The organism is Paenibacillus sp. Y660, assembly GCF_057221575.1.
The window spans coordinates 17,460-33,988 of record NZ_JBXBBJ010000019.1 but is presented as its reverse complement, the minus strand read 5'-3'; the positions used below and the strand labels follow the sequence as shown (position 1 = coordinate 33,988).

Annotated in this window: 15 protein-coding genes and 1 tRNA gene; 2 read left to right on the top strand and 14 right to left on the bottom strand. The window is 48.5% G+C overall.

Annotation, left to right across the window (positions count from 1 at the left end; translation table 11 throughout):
- Positions 1-17: 17 nt before the first annotated feature.
- The 5 genes from gpmI to AC2TDN_RS19285 form a co-directional block, all read right to left on the bottom strand.
- Entirely contained in the window at positions 18-1,556 is a 1,539-nt protein-coding gene (gene gpmI, locus AC2TDN_RS19305) for a 2,3-bisphosphoglycerate-independent phosphoglycerate mutase (protein WP_484689807.1), read from the bottom strand.
- 1 nt (position 1,557) lies between these two features.
- On the bottom strand, positions 1,558-2,316 hold the full coding sequence (gene tpiA, locus AC2TDN_RS19300; protein WP_053373232.1) for a triose-phosphate isomerase: 759 nt from the start codon (positions 2,314-2,316) through the stop codon (positions 1,558-1,560).
- Positions 2,317-2,354: 38 nt separating this feature from the next.
- Positions 2,355-3,539, bottom strand: a complete 1,185-nt coding sequence (locus tag AC2TDN_RS19295; RefSeq protein ID WP_482067984.1) for a phosphoglycerate kinase — start codon at positions 3,537-3,539, stop codon at positions 2,355-2,357.
- A 175-nt stretch (positions 3,540-3,714) separates the two neighbouring features.
- On the bottom strand, positions 3,715-4,719 hold the full coding sequence (gene gap / locus AC2TDN_RS19290; protein ID WP_053373234.1) for a type I glyceraldehyde-3-phosphate dehydrogenase: 1,005 nt from the start codon (positions 4,717-4,719) through the stop codon (positions 3,715-3,717).
- Positions 4,720-4,842: 123 nt separating this feature from the next.
- Positions 4,843-5,880: a sugar-binding transcriptional regulator gene (locus tag AC2TDN_RS19285; RefSeq protein ID WP_484689804.1), complete on the bottom strand. Its 1,038-nt coding sequence runs from the start codon at positions 5,878-5,880 to the stop codon at positions 4,843-4,845.
- 241 nt (positions 5,881-6,121) lie between these two features.
- Between AC2TDN_RS19285 and AC2TDN_RS19280 the strand changes: the two genes are divergently transcribed.
- Both AC2TDN_RS19280 and clpP read left to right on the top strand, forming a co-directional pair.
- Positions 6,122-6,196 (top strand) — tRNA-Arg (locus tag AC2TDN_RS19280).
- A gap of 191 nt (positions 6,197-6,387) precedes the next feature.
- Positions 6,388-6,972 (top strand): ATP-dependent Clp endopeptidase proteolytic subunit ClpP, encoded by a 585-nt coding sequence (gene clpP, locus AC2TDN_RS19275; protein ID WP_482068015.1) that lies wholly within the window; start codon positions 6,388-6,390, stop codon positions 6,970-6,972.
- A gap of 163 nt (positions 6,973-7,135) precedes the next feature.
- Here clpP and AC2TDN_RS19270 read toward each other — a convergent pair whose 3' ends face one another.
- From AC2TDN_RS19270 to hisJ, 9 genes are all read right to left on the bottom strand, one after another.
- A complete protein-coding gene (locus AC2TDN_RS19270) occupies positions 7,136-7,405 on the bottom strand; it encodes an HPr family phosphocarrier protein (RefSeq protein ID WP_028609180.1) in 270 nt (89 codons plus the stop codon).
- Between the two features lie 194 nt (positions 7,406-7,599).
- Positions 7,600-8,529 (bottom strand): DNA-binding protein WhiA, encoded by a 930-nt coding sequence (whiA, locus tag AC2TDN_RS19265; RefSeq protein WP_482067986.1) that lies wholly within the window; start codon positions 8,527-8,529, stop codon positions 7,600-7,602.
- A 6-nt stretch (positions 8,530-8,535) separates the two neighbouring features.
- A complete protein-coding gene (locus AC2TDN_RS19260) occupies positions 8,536-9,522 on the bottom strand; it encodes a gluconeogenesis factor YvcK family protein (protein WP_482067987.1) in 987 nt (328 codons plus the stop codon).
- A 12-nt stretch (positions 9,523-9,534) separates the two neighbouring features.
- Entirely contained in the window at positions 9,535-10,422 is an 888-nt protein-coding gene (gene rapZ, locus AC2TDN_RS19255; RefSeq protein ID WP_482067988.1) for an RNase adapter RapZ, read from the bottom strand.
- Between the two features lie 210 nt (positions 10,423-10,632).
- Positions 10,633-11,583: an ROK family glucokinase gene (locus AC2TDN_RS19250; protein WP_482067989.1), complete on the bottom strand. Its 951-nt coding sequence runs from the start codon at positions 11,581-11,583 to the stop codon at positions 10,633-10,635.
- Positions 11,584-11,768: 185 nt separating this feature from the next.
- Positions 11,769-12,716, bottom strand: coding sequence for a thioredoxin-disulfide reductase (gene trxB / locus AC2TDN_RS19245; protein ID WP_484689800.1), 948 nt, complete (start codon positions 12,714-12,716; stop codon positions 11,769-11,771).
- A 20-nt stretch (positions 12,717-12,736) separates the two neighbouring features.
- Positions 12,737-14,488, bottom strand: coding sequence for a tetratricopeptide repeat protein (locus AC2TDN_RS19240; RefSeq protein WP_484689798.1), 1,752 nt, complete (start codon positions 14,486-14,488; stop codon positions 12,737-12,739).
- Between the two features lie 163 nt (positions 14,489-14,651).
- Positions 14,652-15,602, bottom strand: coding sequence for a ribose-phosphate diphosphokinase (locus AC2TDN_RS19235; protein ID WP_484689796.1), 951 nt, complete (start codon positions 15,600-15,602; stop codon positions 14,652-14,654).
- A 115-nt stretch (positions 15,603-15,717) separates the two neighbouring features.
- A complete protein-coding gene (gene hisJ, locus AC2TDN_RS19230; protein ID WP_484689794.1) occupies positions 15,718-16,524 on the bottom strand; it encodes a histidinol-phosphatase HisJ in 807 nt (268 codons plus the stop codon).
- Positions 16,525-16,529 lie beyond the last annotated feature (5 nt).

The window sequence follows — 16,529 nt, the reverse complement described above, 5'->3', positions numbered from 1 at the left end:
CACTCCTTTAATATTTTTTATTTGTTAATTAGAGTAACGCCAGTCATTTCAATCGGCTTAGCCAGCTCAAGCAAATCAAGAAGCGTCGGCGCGATATCGGCAAGAATGCCGCCTTCGCGAAGCGTTTCTCCTGCTTTCGTTACGATAAGCGGAACCGGATTCGTCGTATGTGCCGTAAACGGACGACCATTCTCGTCGAATACCATGTCTGCATTGCCGTGGTCAGCCGTGATGATGCAAACGCCGCCTTTGGCGAGCACCGCTTCAACGACTTTGCCAAGGCATTCATCCGTCGCTTCAACCGCTTTGATCGTTGGCTCCAGCATGCCGGAGTGGCCAACCATATCCGGGTTAGCGAAGTTTAGAATGATTGCATCATGCTTGTCTGATTCAATCTCGCGAACGGTCGACTCGGCAAGCTCATACGCGCTCATTTCCGGCTTCAGGTCGTACGTTGCGACCTTAGGGGAATTGATAAGCACGCGAGTTTCGCCAGGAAGCTCATGATCGCGTCCGCCGCTGAAGAAAAACGTTACATGCGGATACTTTTCGGTTTCTGCAGTACGCAGCTGTGTCTTGTTGTTTTGCACGAGCACTTCGCCAAGCGTATTGTCAAGGTTCTTCGGTGAATACGCTACGAAACCGCCAACGGTTTCACTGAATAGCGTCAAGCAGACGAAATACAGATTAACCGGATGGTTCTCGCCGCGGTCAAAACCGCGGAAGTCCTCATTCGTAAACACTTGCGACAATTGAATCGCACGGTCAGGACGGAAGTTGAAGAAAATAACAGCGTCCTCGGATTCAACAAGACCAACTGGCTTGTTTTCCCCGTCTACGATAACCGTTGGCATAACGAATTCATCATAAACCGATTTCTCGTAGGATTCAACTACCGCTTGAATCGGATCGAAATATTGAGGGCCTTCGCCGTACACCATGGCGCGGTAGGATTTCTCCGTACGCTCCCAGCGCTTGTCGCGGTCCATCGCATAGTAACGGCCTTGGACCGTTGCGATGCGGCCTACGCCAACCTCTTCGATTTTCGCCTGCAGACGCTCTAGGTAACCCTTCGCACTGTCCGGAGACACGTCGCGACCGTCTAGGAAAGCATGAATGTATACTTCCTCAAGCTCTTCCTTCTTCGCTAGATCAAGCAAAGCGAACAAGTGCTCAATGTGGCTGTGTACGCCGCCGTCCGACAGAAGGCCATACAGGTGAAGCTTCTTGCTATTTGTTTTCACATGACGTACGGCGCCAAGAATCGTTTCATTCTCGTAAAACTCACCGTCGCGAATCGACTTGCTGATACGAGTCAAATCCTGATACACGATGCGGCCTGCACCGATGTTCAGATGGCCAACCTCAGAGTTGCCCATTTGACCTTCCGGCAAGCCAACTGCTTCGCCAGATGCCGTCAGTGTCGTATGCGGATAAGTTGACCAGTAACGGTCATAGTTCGGTTTCTTTGCTTGTGCGACCGCATTGCCTGTCACATCATCGCGCAAACCGAAGCCATCAAGAATAATAAGCGCTACAGGTTTCGGAGCAGACATCTTACTTGGCCCCCTCGACCAGTGCGATGTACGATGCTGGCTCTAGGCTAGCGCCTCCGACAAGCGCGCCGTCGATATCCTTTTGACCCAAGTACTCAGCCACATTGTTAGGTTTAACGCTGCCGCCGTATTGAATGCGAACCGCGTCAGCTGTAGCTTGATCATAAAGATCTGCAACCACGCCGCGGATATAACCGATAACGTCCTGTGCATCCTCGGAAGTTGACGATTTGCCTGTTCCGATTGCCCAGATTGGCTCATATGCGATTACAACTTCAGCTGCTTGTGCTGCGGATACGCCTTGGAAAGCCGCTTCCGTTTGCACTTTGCATACGTCCTTCGTTTGTCCTGCTTCGCGCTCTTCAAGCTTCTCGCCTACGCAGACGATTGGCAGAAGGCCGTTTTTGAATGAAGCATGGACTTTCTTGTTCACGATCTCATCCGACTCTGCAAAATAAGCGCGACGCTCGGAGTGGCCGATAATCACGTATTTTACGCCAAGATCCTTCAGCATAACGCCGCTGATTTCACCTGTGAATGCGCCGTTGTCCTCGAAGTGAACGTTTTGAGCTCCAATCGCGATCGAAGTTCCTTTTGCAGCTTCAACAAGTGCCGGAAGCGTTGTGTATGGCGCGCAAATAACGCTCTCTACGCCGTCTACCTCAGCCTTGCCTTTAATTTCGGAGAAAAATGTAACAGCCTCGGATACCGTTTTGAACATTTTCCAGTTACCAGCAATAATTGGTGTTCTAGTGCTCATGCGTAATCCTCCTCATTTCATGTATAGGGATAAAGCTATTATTTATCGTTAAGAGCTACAACGCCTGGAAGCACTTTGCCTTCCATAAACTCTAGGGAAGCGCCGCCGCCTGTCGAGATGAAATCCATTTGGTCAGCAAGACCAAACTTCTCAGCTGCTGCAGCAGAATCGCCGCCGCCGATAACCGTATAGCCAGTTGTTTCTGCGCATGCGCGAGCAACCGCTAGAGTACCGTGGGAGAATGGCTCGATTTCAAATACGCCCATAGGTCCGTTCCATACGACCAATTTGGAGTTTTTGATGACATCCGCATAAAGCTCGCGTGTTTTCGGTCCGATGTCGATGCCTTCCCAATCAGCAGGAATGCTGTCAACGTCAACGATTTGCGTGTTAGCTGTTGCGCTGAAATCGTCAGTAACTACGATATCAACCGGGATCAAGAAGTTTTTGCCGAGCTTCTTCGCTTTTTCTATGAACTCAAGCGCCAAATCAAGCTTGCTGTTGTCAACGAGCGATTTGCCGATTTCATGGCCTTGTGCTTTGAAGAATGTATAAGACAAGCCGCCGCCGATGATTACATTGTCTGCAATTTCAAGCATTTTGTCGATAACCGCGATTTTGTCTTTTACTTTGGAACCGCCAACGATAGCCGTGAAAGGACGCTCAGGGTTGTTCAGCGCTTTGCCTAGTACTTCAAGCTCTCTTTCCATAAGCAGACCAGATACAGCCGGAAGAACATGCGCAATGCCCTCAGTTGAAGCGTGAGCGCGGTGAGCAGCGCCAAAAGCGTCGTTTACGAATAGGTCAGCAAGCTTAGCGAATGCTTTTGCCAGTTCCGGATCGTTCTTCTCTTCGCCCTCGTAGAAACGTACGTTTTCAAGCAAAAGCACATCTCCGTTATTGAGTGCAGCAACTTGAGCTTCTACCGCTTCACCGATTGCTTCATTTGCTTTCGTTACTTGCTTGCCAAGCAGCTCAGACAAGCGTACTGCGGAAGCCGTGTGGCGAAGCTCTTCTACTACTTGACCATTCGGACGGCCAAGGTGGCTTGCAAGAATGACTTTAGCGCCTTTTTCGATCAGGTAGTTAATTGTAGGAAGCGTCTCGCGAATCCGTTTGTCATCCGTTATCTTGCCATCCTCTAGCGGCACGTTAAAATCAACGCGAACAAATACCCGTTTACCAGCTAGCTCTGCTACATCACGTACACTTTTCTTGTTCATCAATGAAACCTCCCGAGAATGTGTTTATGGAAAGGTATAAATAGAGGACCACAAAAAAAAGAAGGGCGTTCCTTCAAAGAAGAAACGCCCCCATGATTCACGACTCCTAGAAGCCGCAAATCAAAGACCTTGTGCTCCGCATGCGCGAAAGCCGAGGTCCGTCCGCCTTCTTTGCTTACAGACCTTTGCTTGCAATATAAGCAGCAAGATCAACTACGCGGTTCGAGTAGCCCCACTCGTTGTCGTACCAAGAAATAACTTTAACCATGTTGCCTTCAACAACCATAGTCGAAAGACCATCGATTGTGGAAGAAGCAGGATCCGTGTTGTAGTCGCTTGATACAAGCGGCAATTCGTTGTAGTTCATGATGCCTTTAAGAGCGCCTTCTGAAGCTTCTTTGAATGCAGCGTTAACTTCTTCAACCGTTACGTTAACTTTAAGCTCAGCAACAAGGTCAGTTACGGAAACGTTAGGCGTAGGAACACGCATAGCCATACCGTTCAATTTACCTTTAAGCTCTGGAAGAACTAGTGAAACAGCTTTCGCTGCGCCAGTTGAAGAAGGAATGATGTTTTCTGCAGCTGCACGAGCGCGGCGCAGGTCTTTATGAGGAACGTCTAGAACGGATTGGTCATTTGTGTATGAGTGAATAGTTGTCATCATACCTTTGACGATTCCGAATTTGTCGTTCAATACTTTTGCGAAAGGAGCAAGACAGTTAGTTGTACATGAAGCGTTGGAAACAATGGTGTGTGCCGCAGGGTCGTATTTATCTTCGTTAACGCCGATAACTACTGTAATATCTTCGTTCGTTGCCGGAGCGGAAATGATAACTTTTTTAGCGCCGCCTTGCAAGTGAAGCTCAGCTTTTTCTTTAGCTGTGAAAATACCAGTTGATTCAACTACGATCTCAACGCCAACGGATCCCCAAGGAAGATCTGCAGGGTTGCGCTCTGCGAAAACTTTGATTTCGCGTCCATTAACGATAAGCGCGCCTTCTTTTGCTTCAACAGTACCGTCAAGTTGACCGTGTGTTGTGTCATATTTCAGAAGATGTGCTAGTGTTGCAGTATCCGTAAGATCGTTTACTGCTACGATTTGAACATCAGGATTGTTCAGTGCTGCGCGGAATACGTTACGGCCGATGCGACCAAAACCATTAATACCAACTTTAACCATTTTTGTTTCCTCCTAAGCATTTTTAAAAGATTAATAAATATATTTCAAGATGTTTTGCTGGTTTGCTGGTTTGCGAGTATAGCACCTTGCAAATCATCATGATTCCAATAGCTTCTTTGCTGCTTAATCCTTCTCTTGCTCGATTAAGGCTACTATTTCCATTGCTGCCGCTTCATCTGTTACGAGTACGTCATTGTGTCCGAAGCGCATAATCGCCGCTATAGCCTCGCCTTTGCTCTTGCCGCCGGCTACGCCAATAACAACCTCAGTGTTCACAATATCCTCAAGCCGTAACCCCACCGTCTGCATTTTGTGCACGACAGCGCCCTTGCGGTCAAAATAGAATCCGAACGACTCTGCAAGCACTTCTTCAGCTTCCATAGCATCGATAATCTCGCGGTCAAGCCGCCTGCGCCTTGCCATGACCATAGCATCTCCGATTCCATGTACAACGATGCGAGCACTGCGGATGACATCCACGATTTCCTTAATGTTAGGCTCCTGCATGATAGACGCGAACGCTTCCTCGCCCAAATGATCAGGTACGTGTAGAAGCCTGTATTGCGCTCCTGTACGTTTCGCCATCATAGATGCAATCGTATTGGCCTGATAGTCCAAGCTCTCTCCAAGGCCGCCTCTAGCTGGTACAAACCAGTTCGTTTTGAGCTGCGAGGAGCTTACCAATTGATTTGCTACCTGTGCGATCGTCGTTCCGCCTGTTACCGCGACCACGTCATGTGGCTGCATAACCTTGTTAAGCACCTGACTTCCTGCACGGCCAAGCTCTCGCTTCGTCTGAGCAGACGTCTCGGAATCGCCGGCTACAATGACGACCTGCGACAATCCATAATGATTGCGGATCGTTTCCTCGAGCTCGGATAGTCCGAACATCGTCTTGTAGAAAGGCTCAAGCTGTTCTAATAAAAGCTTGCCTGAATCGCTAATTCGCATGCCCCCCGAATGAATCTCGAGCAGTCCCTGCGATTTCAGAAAATCGGTCTCCGCACGAAGCATGCGCTCCGTCATCGATAATGTTGACGCCAATGTGCGACGTCCGATTAAATCCGACAGCATCACCTGATGCAGGATCGAATACCGTTTCTTCATGACGTCGAGCAGATCAGGCACAAGCTGCTGCTGCAGTTCAACGATCTGACGCATCTCTCATCCTTCACTCCATCGGCCTCTAGCGTATTCGGTTCAAATGCATTGGACTCATTATGTCCCGCGGTATCATTTCAAGTCCCACCCTTAGTTTATCGGAAATTGGTGATAGTAGCAATAGCCGATTTCCTATTGAAAACGGTTACCGTCACATTTTTCACAAATTTAATTTTTGAACGCCCCTTGCTTTAACATCTTTAATATCATATAATCATTTTTGCGACTATTTTAACCATATGCGCCCGTGGTCCAATGGATATGACGCAGCCCTCCGAAGGCTGAGATCTAGGTTCGATTCCTTGCGGGCGCGCCATTACAACTAATCAGCCGTTCAGGCTTGCAACACCTATAATGATACAGACTAACCGTTCCTATACGCAGGAACGGTTTTTTTATTGGATGGATAGAATTGTTTGACTATCTTTGACTTTTGACTATTCATCCGTTATTATGAGAATACGATTTAACCATTCATTGTTTTTGAGGAGGGGGCTTACGTTGGATATGAATTTCGTTCCTATGGTTATTGAGCAAAACAATCGAGGTGAGCGTGCGTATGACATTTACTCTCGCCTATTGAAAGACCGCATTATTTTTCTAGGATCAGGTGTAAATGACGTGGTGGCCAACTCCATCATCGCTCAATTGCTTTTCCTGGCAGCAGACGACCCAGAGAAGGACATTTCTCTTTATATTAACAGCCCGGGCGGCTCGATTACGGCAGGCATGGCTATCTACGATACGATGCAGTACATTAAACCGGACGTGTCCACCATTTGCGTTGGCATGGCCGCATCCATGGGTGCTTTCTTGCTTACTGCAGGCGCGATCGGCAAACGTTACGCGCTTCCGAACAGCGAAGTAATGATTCACCAGCCGCTTGGCGGCGCAGAAGGCCAAGCAAGCGATATTGCCATTCGTGCGAAACGCATCATCGGCATGCGCGACAAGCTGAACGGCATCTTGGCAGAACGCAGCGGACAGTCGCTGGAGCGTATCGAGAAGGATACGGACCGCGACTACTTCATGAGCGCAACTGAAGCCAAAGAGTACGGCTTGGTCGATAAAGTAATCGAGAAGCTGGCCTAATTGTTAAGTTAGCGGATAAGCAAAAAGAGCAGGTCGGAGGAATCTCCGGACCTGCTCTTTTTACTGTTTGCATTTCATGTATGACTTTTTTGTACCCTGTATACAAAAAAAAAGAGCTGTCGCCGCAAGCTCTGATCGAACCTGCGTGACTTCTCCCTTTTTCTTACTGATTCTCCAACTCTTCTTTGCTTACCAAAGCGACTAAAGCGTTTACAGCCTGTTCTGCGTCCGAACCCTCTGCACTAATGGATACTTCAGTGCCAGAGCTGATTGCTAAGCTCATAATTCCCATTATGGATTTCGCATTCACTTTTTTGTCGTCTTTCTCTACAAATACTTCGGAGGAAAATTTGTTCGCTTCTTGTACGAATAATGCTGCAGGTCTTGCATGAAGTCCCGTCTTAAGACGAACAACAACCGGAAGCCTTGTCATGGAAACCATACCCCCTATATTTTACTCAATCATTAGCATGCGGCAAAAGCGTTAACGGCTCTAATTTGCCGTCTTCTGGCTGCAAAAGCTCGTTTCCGATCAAAGATAAGTATAGCTTGGCTTCCTTATCTTTTTTAAATTAAGTCTTTTGAATTATTATATCATTATACCAGCTCATGCACTAGGATAAAAGCTCAGACCCCACGGATTTTTTCCGCAAGTTCGTCAATTTTGCGTAAACGGTGATTCACGCCTGACTTGCTGACCTTTCCACTAAGCATTTCGCCAACCTCTGTCAGATTCATATCCGGATGCAGCAGCCTGATTTCGGCTACCTCCTTCAACTTATCAGGGAGGCTATCGAGGCCAACCTCACGCTGCAGCAGCTTGATGTTCTCGATCTGACGAACAGCTGCTCCAATCGTTTTGTTCAGATTGGCTGTCTCGCAATTGACGATTCGGTTTACCGAATTTCGCATATCACGCATGATTCGGACATCCTCAAACTTGAATAAGGCTTGATGCGCGCCAATAATATTGAGAAGCTCGATTATTTTCTCGCCCTCTTTGATGTAGAAGATAAAACCCTTTTTACGTTCAATGCATCTAGCGTTTAGATCAAATTTGTTCGCAAGGTCAACGAGCGCCTCGCAATGCTCCTGGTACATCGACGATATCTCCAAATGATAAGAGGAGCCCTCCGGGTTGTTAACGGAACCTCCCGCAAGGAACGCGCCGCGCAAATAGGAACGCTTGCAGCATGGCTTGCGAATGATTTCCTTGTCGATGCCAAGATTGAACATAAAGCCTTCGGATACAATTTTGAGCTCGCTCAATAATTCCTGTACGCCTGCTGGAATACGGACAATATATACATTATTTTTTTTGAGCCTCATCTTCTTGCGGACGAGCAGCTCAACATGCAGCTCATAATGTTTTTTGAGCAGGGAATAAATTCTTCTGGCGATCGCGGCATTTTCCGTTGAGATGTCCAAAACGACTTTGCGGCTAGATACGCTAACCGAACCATTCATCCGTATGAGCGCGGATAGCTCCGCTCTCTCACAACAGCTGTCCGCTTCAATCAATGTCAGCTCTTTCTTTGTTTGTGCCGCAAACGACATTGTGTATCACCTCTTTCGTAACATCCAATTCTCTACCAGCTTATATATATGATGGCTTAAACGTTCAGCATCATGCCTTAAAAAAGTACGGAATAAAACAAGTTTATCCGCAATGACCTCATAACCCTTTTGCGTAACCGCATCTAGATCCAAATAAACGGCTTTCGCGCCCATCTCTGCATACTTGCTTTCGATTTGCGGCGGAATTTCGCCGTCATTCACAATGACATAATCAAATAAATGATGACCGATATGAGCATGAATCGCATCCAAATGATCGCCAACCGAGTAATTATCCGTCTCGCCGGGCTGAGTCATCACATTGCAAACAAATAGCTTAACTGCCTCTGATTCTACAATCGCATTCGCAAGCTTTGGAACGAGCAAATTGGGAATGATACTTGTATACAAGCTGCCAGGCCCGATCAAAATAGCGTCAGCCTGCTCAATCGCCTCAACTGCTTCTTGCAGCGGCTCCACATCGGCAGGCTCCAGAAACACCCGCTTGATTACCTTGCCCGCCTTCGGAATCATCGATTCCCCGGTAACAAAGGAACCATCGGCCATTTCCGCTTTAAGCACAATCGATCGGCCCGCTGCTGGGAGCACTCTTCCTCGAACGGCAAGGACACGGCTTAGCTCGCGAATGCCAGTGACGAAGTCACCTGAAATATCGGTCATCGCTGCAAGCATGAGGTTGCCGAGACTATGTCCCGCAAGCCCTGGCACCGTTTTGAAACGATACTGCAGCACCTCGGTGAGCAAAGGTTCCGCATCAGCCAGTGCCATAAGCACGTTTCGAATATCGCCAGGAGGAGGGATCTGCAGCTCATTGCGCAAAATACCCGAGCTGCCTCCATCGTCGGCTACCGTCACGATAGCCGTAATATCGAGCGGCTTTTCCTTCAGCCCTCGCAGCATGACAGAGAGTCCGGTACCGCCGCCAATTACGACGATCTTCGGACGTCTCAAAATTTTGTGTCTACTCTGCATTCTCTCACCCCGTCAATGCTTGTCACGTTCGGCATCGCGATGGCTGACACGCACACGTTCCGTATCACTGCTGCCGAGCATGCGTCCCAGATATTCAGCAATAGCAACGGAACGATGCTTTCCACCCGTACAGCCAATGCCGATAACAACCTGACTTTTCCCTTCTTTGCGATACAGCGGAATAAGGAACTGCAGCATGTCTAGCAGCTTTGTAAGAAACTGCTGAGTTTCGGGCCATTTCATGACGTAATCGTAAACATCGGGATTTTGACCGGTATTCGGGCGCAGATGCTCGATATAATGCGGATTAGGCAAAAAGCGAACGTCGTAAATGAGGTCAGCATCAATCGGAATGCCGTATTTGAAACCGAAGGAGGTTACGTTTATCGACAGGCTGTTTTGCTCCAAATTCGTGAAGTGGGAAATAATCCGTTCCTTCAAGTGAGCCGGTTTTAAAATACTCGTATCGATAACTTGTGACGCCCAGCCCTTCAAGTCCTCAAGCAGGCGGCGTTCATTGCGAATGCCTTCAAGCGGCATTCCGTCAGGGGCAAGCGGATGGCGACGACGGCTTTCTTTGTAGCGCTGAACAAGCACAGCATCGGTTGCATCCAAAAATAATATTTCGCAGCTAATCGTATAATGCTCTTTGATGTAAGCTAGCGATTCGGACAGCGCCGTAAAAAATTCTCGTCCGCGCAAATCAATTACAAGCGCAACGTTTCCGATTTTACCGTTCGACTGCTCTATCAGCTCTGCGAATTTAGGTATAAGAACAGGCGGCAAATTATCTACGCAGAAGAAACCGAGATCTTCCAGGCTTTGAACAGCAATGGTCTTGCCCGCGCCAGACATCCCGGTTATTATGACAAGCTTCGCTACTGTTGCTGTCGTTTCCATGAATAAACCTCCTAAAGACTTTGCGAATGCAAAGTCACTTCGTAAGGATATACTTAGACTTTGCGAATGCAAAGTCACTTCGTAAGGATATACTTAGACTTTGCGAATGCAAAGTCACTTCGTAAGGATATACTTAGACTTTGCGAATGCAAAGTCACTTCGTAAGGATATACTTAAGGTTTGCGAATGCAAACCTACTTCGTAAGGATACTAGCCTCTTAGAATAAGACCTGCTGCACCAACGACACCAGCGTTGTTGCCAAGCGTTGCCGCAACGATTTTCACGTTCTCTTTAGCTTGATCTTGCGTATACTTTTCAAATACTTCGCGAATTTGATCGAACAGGAAATCTCCCGCTTTCGATACGCCGCCGCCAATAATGAAATATTGCGGATTAAGCACGATCGCGATCATCGCCATCGATTTGCCCAAATAATAAGCTGCGCGATTAACGATACGTTTCGCTACTTCGTCTCCAGCTTTTGCTGCATCAAGAACGTCCTTCGCCATAATATCCTCTACCTGCGAGAGCGATGTGCGATCGCCGCGTTCTACAGCATCTTTCGCCATACGGATAATGCCCGTTGCCGAGGAAACGGATTCCAAGCAGCCCATCTTCCCGCAGCCGCATTGAATAGCTTCCAGATCAGGCACAATGGCCATATGACCCAGCTCGCCTGCCATGCCCATGTAACCCTCAACGATTTTACCCTCTATAATAATACCGCCGCCTACGCCTGTTCCGAGCGTGTAGCATACGCAGTGCCCAATGCCTTTACCCGCTCCGCCCCAAGCTTCGCCTAATGCAGCAACATTTGCATCATTATTAACCTTTACTGTCTTGTTCAGCGCTTGCTCCAAGTAAGCCTTCAAATTGACATTTTCAATTTTCAGGTTTGGCGCAAATTTCACAATTCCGTTTGGAATGTCCAGGAAGCCTGCAATACCGACGCCTACCCCGTCAACCTGCTCCCAATCATAATCTGATTCGACTACGATTTGCTGCGTGTATTTTGCAATATTTTGAAGGATAGTGTCCGTTCCTTTACTCGCTTCCGTCGGACCTTCATACGTATGAAGCAATTGTCCATCCGCATTGCAAATGCCAACCTTAATAGCAGTTCCGCCGACATCGACTCCAACGTAAATCTTTTCAGACATCACTAGTCCACCTCATCAATATGTTAATCTTCTCTGTAACACTATAAGCGACCTTCACACTCTGGTCAAGATAGCGCAATGCTTGTAAATCAAGCGCTCTCGGCTATTGAAAAGGCTATACCGTCAAGCGTATCGCTCTGCTGGTATAGCCCCTTCTTTATCCTATGAAGCAGGTCCGCCAATCATTAAAGCGATTTGCTCCAGTCATGCGTAACTGCGCCTTCAAGGAATCTTTCGCAATCCAGAGCAGCCATACAGCCGCTTCCCGCTGCTGTGATCGCTTGACGGTATTTGCTGTCTTGCACATCGCCGCATGCGAATACGCCCGGTATATTCGTTTCGGATGTGCCCGGTTTCACGACAATGTAGCCATGATCGTCTGTATCAATTTGTCCGGCAAGGAACTTCGTATTCGGCGTGTGACCGATTGCGATGAAAATACCGTCCGTTTCAATAACGTCCTCTTCACCTGTTGCATTGTCACGTACTTTAAGTCCCGTAACGCCCATGCCGCTTGCAACAACCTCAACCGGCGTGCGATTCAGGCTCCAGCTGATTTTCTCGTTCTCGCGAGCGCGGTCCTGCATGATCTTGGATGCGCGAAGCTCATCCCGGCGGTTAACGAGCTCAACGTTCGTGGCAAAGCGCGTAAGGAAGCTTGCTTCCTCCATCGCAGAGTCGCCGCCGCCAACAACGATGATCTTCTTGCCGCGGAAGAAGAAACCGTCGCAAGTCGCGCATGTGCTAACGCCGCGTCCGACATTTTCTTTCTCGCCTGGAATGCCCAGATATCTAGCCGATGCTCCCGTAGAGATGATAATGCTCTCCCCAACCAGCTCGCCGTGACCTTCCACTTGAAGCTTGAAAGGACGCTCGGACATATCAACGCTGTTCACCCAACCGGTAATAAACTTAGCGCCGAAGCGCTCCGCTTGCTTGCGCATGTTCTCCATAAGCTCTGGACCCATAATGCCTTCCGGAAAACCAGGAAAGTTCTCGACTTCTGTCGTTGTCGTCAGCTGTCCGCCTGGCTCAGGACCTTCAATAATAAGCGGGCTCATGTTGGCGCGAGCCAAGTAAATAGCCGCTGTAAGACCGGCAGGGCCGGTACCGATAATAATGGATTTGTACATAACCTTCACCTCGTAAAAGTTTATTCGTCCTGCATTTCCTGTGTAGCGAATACATTGCTAATTGATTTCATCTTCTCTTTGATGCCGCAAACCTCGTCAATCATCTTGACGTTCTTGCTGACTGTAGCAATCGAAGTGCCATAGCGCACCGAAACCTCGTGGTAAGAAATTGCCCGGCGATGCATCTTTGCCGTCAAATATTCCAAAGCAGCAGCCCAGCCCTCCGGCTTGGTCAGCTTCGGAACGTCCGGATACACGCGCGACAGGAACTCTACCCACAACGTCATCAGATCATGCTGCTGAACCAAGTCATATTGCTTGCTCATGCGGCCCAGTGCCGTCTCGACGACAGCTTGCCATTTATCTTCCCATACAGGCAGTCTTGAAGGTACGCGATTCGGCTCGATGACCGTTTCTTTCCCTTCGAGCACCACGCGCAAGGGCTCCTGAACGCCCATCGTTCGAAGCACGAAAATGGCTATGCGCTTTAAGTAATCATCCTCATCCCGCTCCAGCAGGAAGGTCTGAAGCACATCCTTCACTTCGCTGTCGGCAATCATGCCGAGCGCTTGAATGACCTGCAGCTTCGTATGCTGGTCGCCATGGCGCAAGGCCCAGAAAAACGACGAGCGTACAAGCGGATCGCGCTTGAGATGATCGGGAATGCCGTCCGAGGACTTCTCCCATAGCTTGAACTGCTCCTCAAAGGGCAGATGGTAGTGATAGCTGATGGACGCCGTATGCTCTCCGCTGCGGACAAGCTCCAACTGCTCCATATAATAATGTGGAATGCCCGATGTCGGATCGAGCTTGATCGTTTGCTTCCACAGCCGCTCGGCTTCCTGCAATCGCCCGATATTGCAAGCGGCGACAGCCGCATAATGATACAGGCTAGGATCCTGAGTCAGCTCCGAGTCTTTCAGCAGCCTGGTGAAGTGCTTATGAGCAGCTCCGTGCTCTCCTAAGATGCCCATAGTGGTTGCCAGTTTAAACACATGCTCCTGATGAAACGGCACCGTCTTCGTAAGCAGCTCAACAAGCGGCTGCAAGCTTTGCTCATCATTCTTATGCTGATAGAAAATAGCAAGGTTGCAAAGCGCATGCAGATTGCCGGATTCGATCTCCAGCACCTCATGAATCGTATCCATCGCTTTATCGAACATGCCCATATAGTAATAGGCTAATGCCAAATTGTTGCGCGCTGCTAGAAAGTCCGGCTGGCCTTCGATTATTTTTTCCAATATGCGAACAGCCTCGGTGAATTTGCCTTCCTCAAGAAGGGTCCGGGCCAGGTCATGCTCAACCATGCCTTCACGCGATTTAATGTTCGTCAGACGCGTAGGGCGCTCCAGCTCAAAATGCAGCAGATCCATCATATCTTCCGCTTCATCAAGAAATTGCCCTTCAGAATCCTCTTCCAAATATTTAATAAGCGAGCCCTCGGCCGCTTCATATTGCTCCATATTGGCAAAATTGTTCGCCATATAGAAATGGCACTCCGTCATGGTTGGATCAAGCTCATCCACAATCCAGCCTAAAATACGATTCGACTCTTCATAATTGCCAAGCTCAGAAAGAATGCCTGCCATATTGCAATGGTTTACCGGGTTTTCCGGCTCGTATTCTACGGCGCGACGAAAATATTTAAGTGCCTTGTCATAATGGAATCGATCAAGCGACCGAACCGCACGTTCGAAAAAAAACGTAGCGTCCCATTGAACCGGTATGACTTTCGTCTGTTGATCTACGGCAACACGATTCTTCTCTTTCACTGTCAAGGCACCTCCCGTTACTTCCGATTTTCTACGATTATACCATAGCCATACCCAACAAAACACGAAAGAAATGTGGGAAAATCGCGGATGGCAGAAGCGCCACCCGCGATTTTCGCGGCATTACTATTCATTTCGCATGCTAAGCAATCAAGCTGAACGCTTAAACGCCATTGTTTTTGAACAACGTACTGATGGAGCCGCCTTCCAAAATAATGCGAGTCGCCTCTGCAAGAAGCGGCGCAACGGAAAGCACTTTGAATCGTTCCGGCGTCGATTCAGGCAAGCTGATCGAGTCGGTAACAATGATCTCTTTAATATGGGGATGATCCAAACGCTCAATGGCCGAGCCGGAGAATAACGGGTGCGTAGCGCATACGTATACATCCTCTGCACCGCGCTCCTTCAAGCCTTCAACAACGTTGACAATCGTAGATCCCGTGTCGATCAGATCCTCGATTATAATCGGAGTCTGCCCTTCGACATCCCCTATTACGTGTGTAATAACCGATTCATTGTGTGCCGGACGTTTCTTGATCATGATCGCAAACGATGTATCCAAGTAGTTCGCTAGCTTCTCTGCAGTTGAAGCACGGCCTGCATCCGGCGATACGACAACCGGGTTCTTGATGTTTTTGGACTTCAAATAATCGCTGATTAGATCAAGCGCAGTCATATGATCGACTGGAATGTTGAAGAAGCCTTGAATAGCTGGAGCATGTAGGTCGATTGTGATAACGCGGTTCGCTCCAACTGTCGTGAGCACATCCGCCAGCATTTTCGCTGAAATCGGCTCCCGAGGTGCTGCCTTGCGCTCCTGACGCGCATAGCCGTAATACGGCATGATGATGTTGACCGTTCTTGCGGAAGCACGCTTCGCCGCATCAATCATAACAAGCAATTCGACAAAATGCTCGTTGATCGGATGCGAGAATGATTGCACGAGGAAAACGTCGCAATTCCGAATCGTTTCTTCGTAATGCACGTAAATCTCACCGCTTTTGAAACGGGACATTTTAATCGCGCCTAGCGTCAGACCAAGCTCCGCACTAATTTTCTGAGCCAATACCGGATTAGACGAACCCGAAAAAATACGCACCTTGTCGCTTAACATGATACCCTCCTGAGCGTTAAAACCAATTAATTTTACGGAACAAGTACTCGTCCTTGTCGGATCATTCGACAAAGCTTGTTTGATCATCTATATTATACATGGAATTTGCGATATTTCAAAAATCAATCATCACTAATTTTCGACAATTAAATGTCGCTAGCTGCGTATATCCGACTTCTTTGAGCACAGTGTACGCTTGATCCAGATATTGACCCAGCCTTTCGGGCTGATGAGCGTCCGATCCTACCGTCAGCGGAATGCCTAATTCCCGTGCATATTCAAGCATTCTACGGCTCGGAAACATCTCAGCGGCAGGCGTCCGAAGCCCGGATGCATTAAGCTCGATCGCAAGCCCATTCCGCTTAACCGCCTCCAGTGCAGCATTTTCCAAATGAATGACGTCGCCCTCTGGCTGATAGCCAAAACGCTTGATTACGTCAATATGCCCGATGTAATCATAGAAGCCGCTCGCAGCTGCCTTGCCTACTGCATCGTAGTACTGCTCATACACCGCCATGCGATCACGGCCTTCCCAGCCTCCGGTTTGACGGAAATCGGTAATATCCCATTCGCCTAAAAAATGAACGGAGCCGATCACATAATCCCAAGGGTAAGCATTCACGATCGATCCGATCTGCTCCTCGCAGCCTTCGATATAATCGCCTTCAAGACCAACTCGGATGTCGATTTGGCCTTTATACTTTTCTTTGAGATTTAGGCATTCTTCCACATAACGCGGGAGCTCATCCATCGGCATTGCCATTTCGGGATAGTAAGTTGCTGGATCAACATGGAGCAGCGGCATATGATCGGAGAGGCCGAGCTGCACGAGTCCGATCTCAATCCCCTTCTTTACGTATTCCTCCAGCTCGCCGACGGCATGACCGCAGCGGGCGTGGTGGGTATGATAGTCGATAAACATGTGCA

Coding starts and splice junctions, on each gene's coding strand:
- AC2TDN_RS19295 (WP_482067984.1), bottom strand. CDS start 3,539: ATGAACAAGAAAAGTGTACGTGATGTAGCAGAGCTAGCTGGTAAACGG.
- gpmI (WP_484689807.1), bottom strand. CDS start 1,556: ATGTCTGCTCCGAAACCTGTAGCGCTTATTATTCTTGATGGCTTCGGT.
- AC2TDN_RS19250 (WP_482067989.1), bottom strand. CDS start 11,583: ATGTCTGAAAAGATTTACGTTGGAGTCGATGTCGGCGGAACTGCTATT.
- AC2TDN_RS19235 (WP_484689796.1), bottom strand. CDS start 15,602: ATGTTAAGCGACAAGGTGCGTATTTTTTCGGGTTCGTCTAATCCGGTA.
- AC2TDN_RS19285 (WP_484689804.1), bottom strand. CDS start 5,880: ATGCGTCAGATCGTTGAACTGCAGCAGCAGCTTGTGCCTGATCTGCTC.
- AC2TDN_RS19260 (WP_482067987.1), bottom strand. CDS start 9,522: ATGCAGAGTAGACACAAAATTTTGAGACGTCCGAAGATCGTCGTAATT.
- whiA (WP_482067986.1), bottom strand. CDS start 8,529: ATGTCGTTTGCGGCACAAACAAAGAAAGAGCTGACATTGATTGAAGCG.
- hisJ (WP_484689794.1), bottom strand. CDS start 16,524: ATGTTTATCGACTATCATACCCACCACGCCCGCTGCGGTCATGCCGTC.
- tpiA (WP_053373232.1), bottom strand. CDS start 2,316: ATGAGCACTAGAACACCAATTATTGCTGGTAACTGGAAAATGTTCAAA.
- gap (WP_053373234.1), bottom strand. CDS start 4,719: ATGGTTAAAGTTGGTATTAATGGTTTTGGTCGCATCGGCCGTAACGTA.
- AC2TDN_RS19270 (WP_028609180.1), bottom strand. CDS start 7,405: ATGACAAGGCTTCCGGTTGTTGTTCGTCTTAAGACGGGACTTCATGCA.
- trxB (WP_484689800.1), bottom strand. CDS start 12,716: ATGTACAAATCCATTATTATCGGTACCGGCCCTGCCGGTCTTACAGCG.
- rapZ (WP_482067988.1), bottom strand. CDS start 10,422: ATGGAAACGACAGCAACAGTAGCGAAGCTTGTCATAATAACCGGGATG.
- clpP (WP_482068015.1), top strand. CDS start 6,388: ATGAATTTCGTTCCTATGGTTATTGAGCAAAACAATCGAGGTGAGCGT.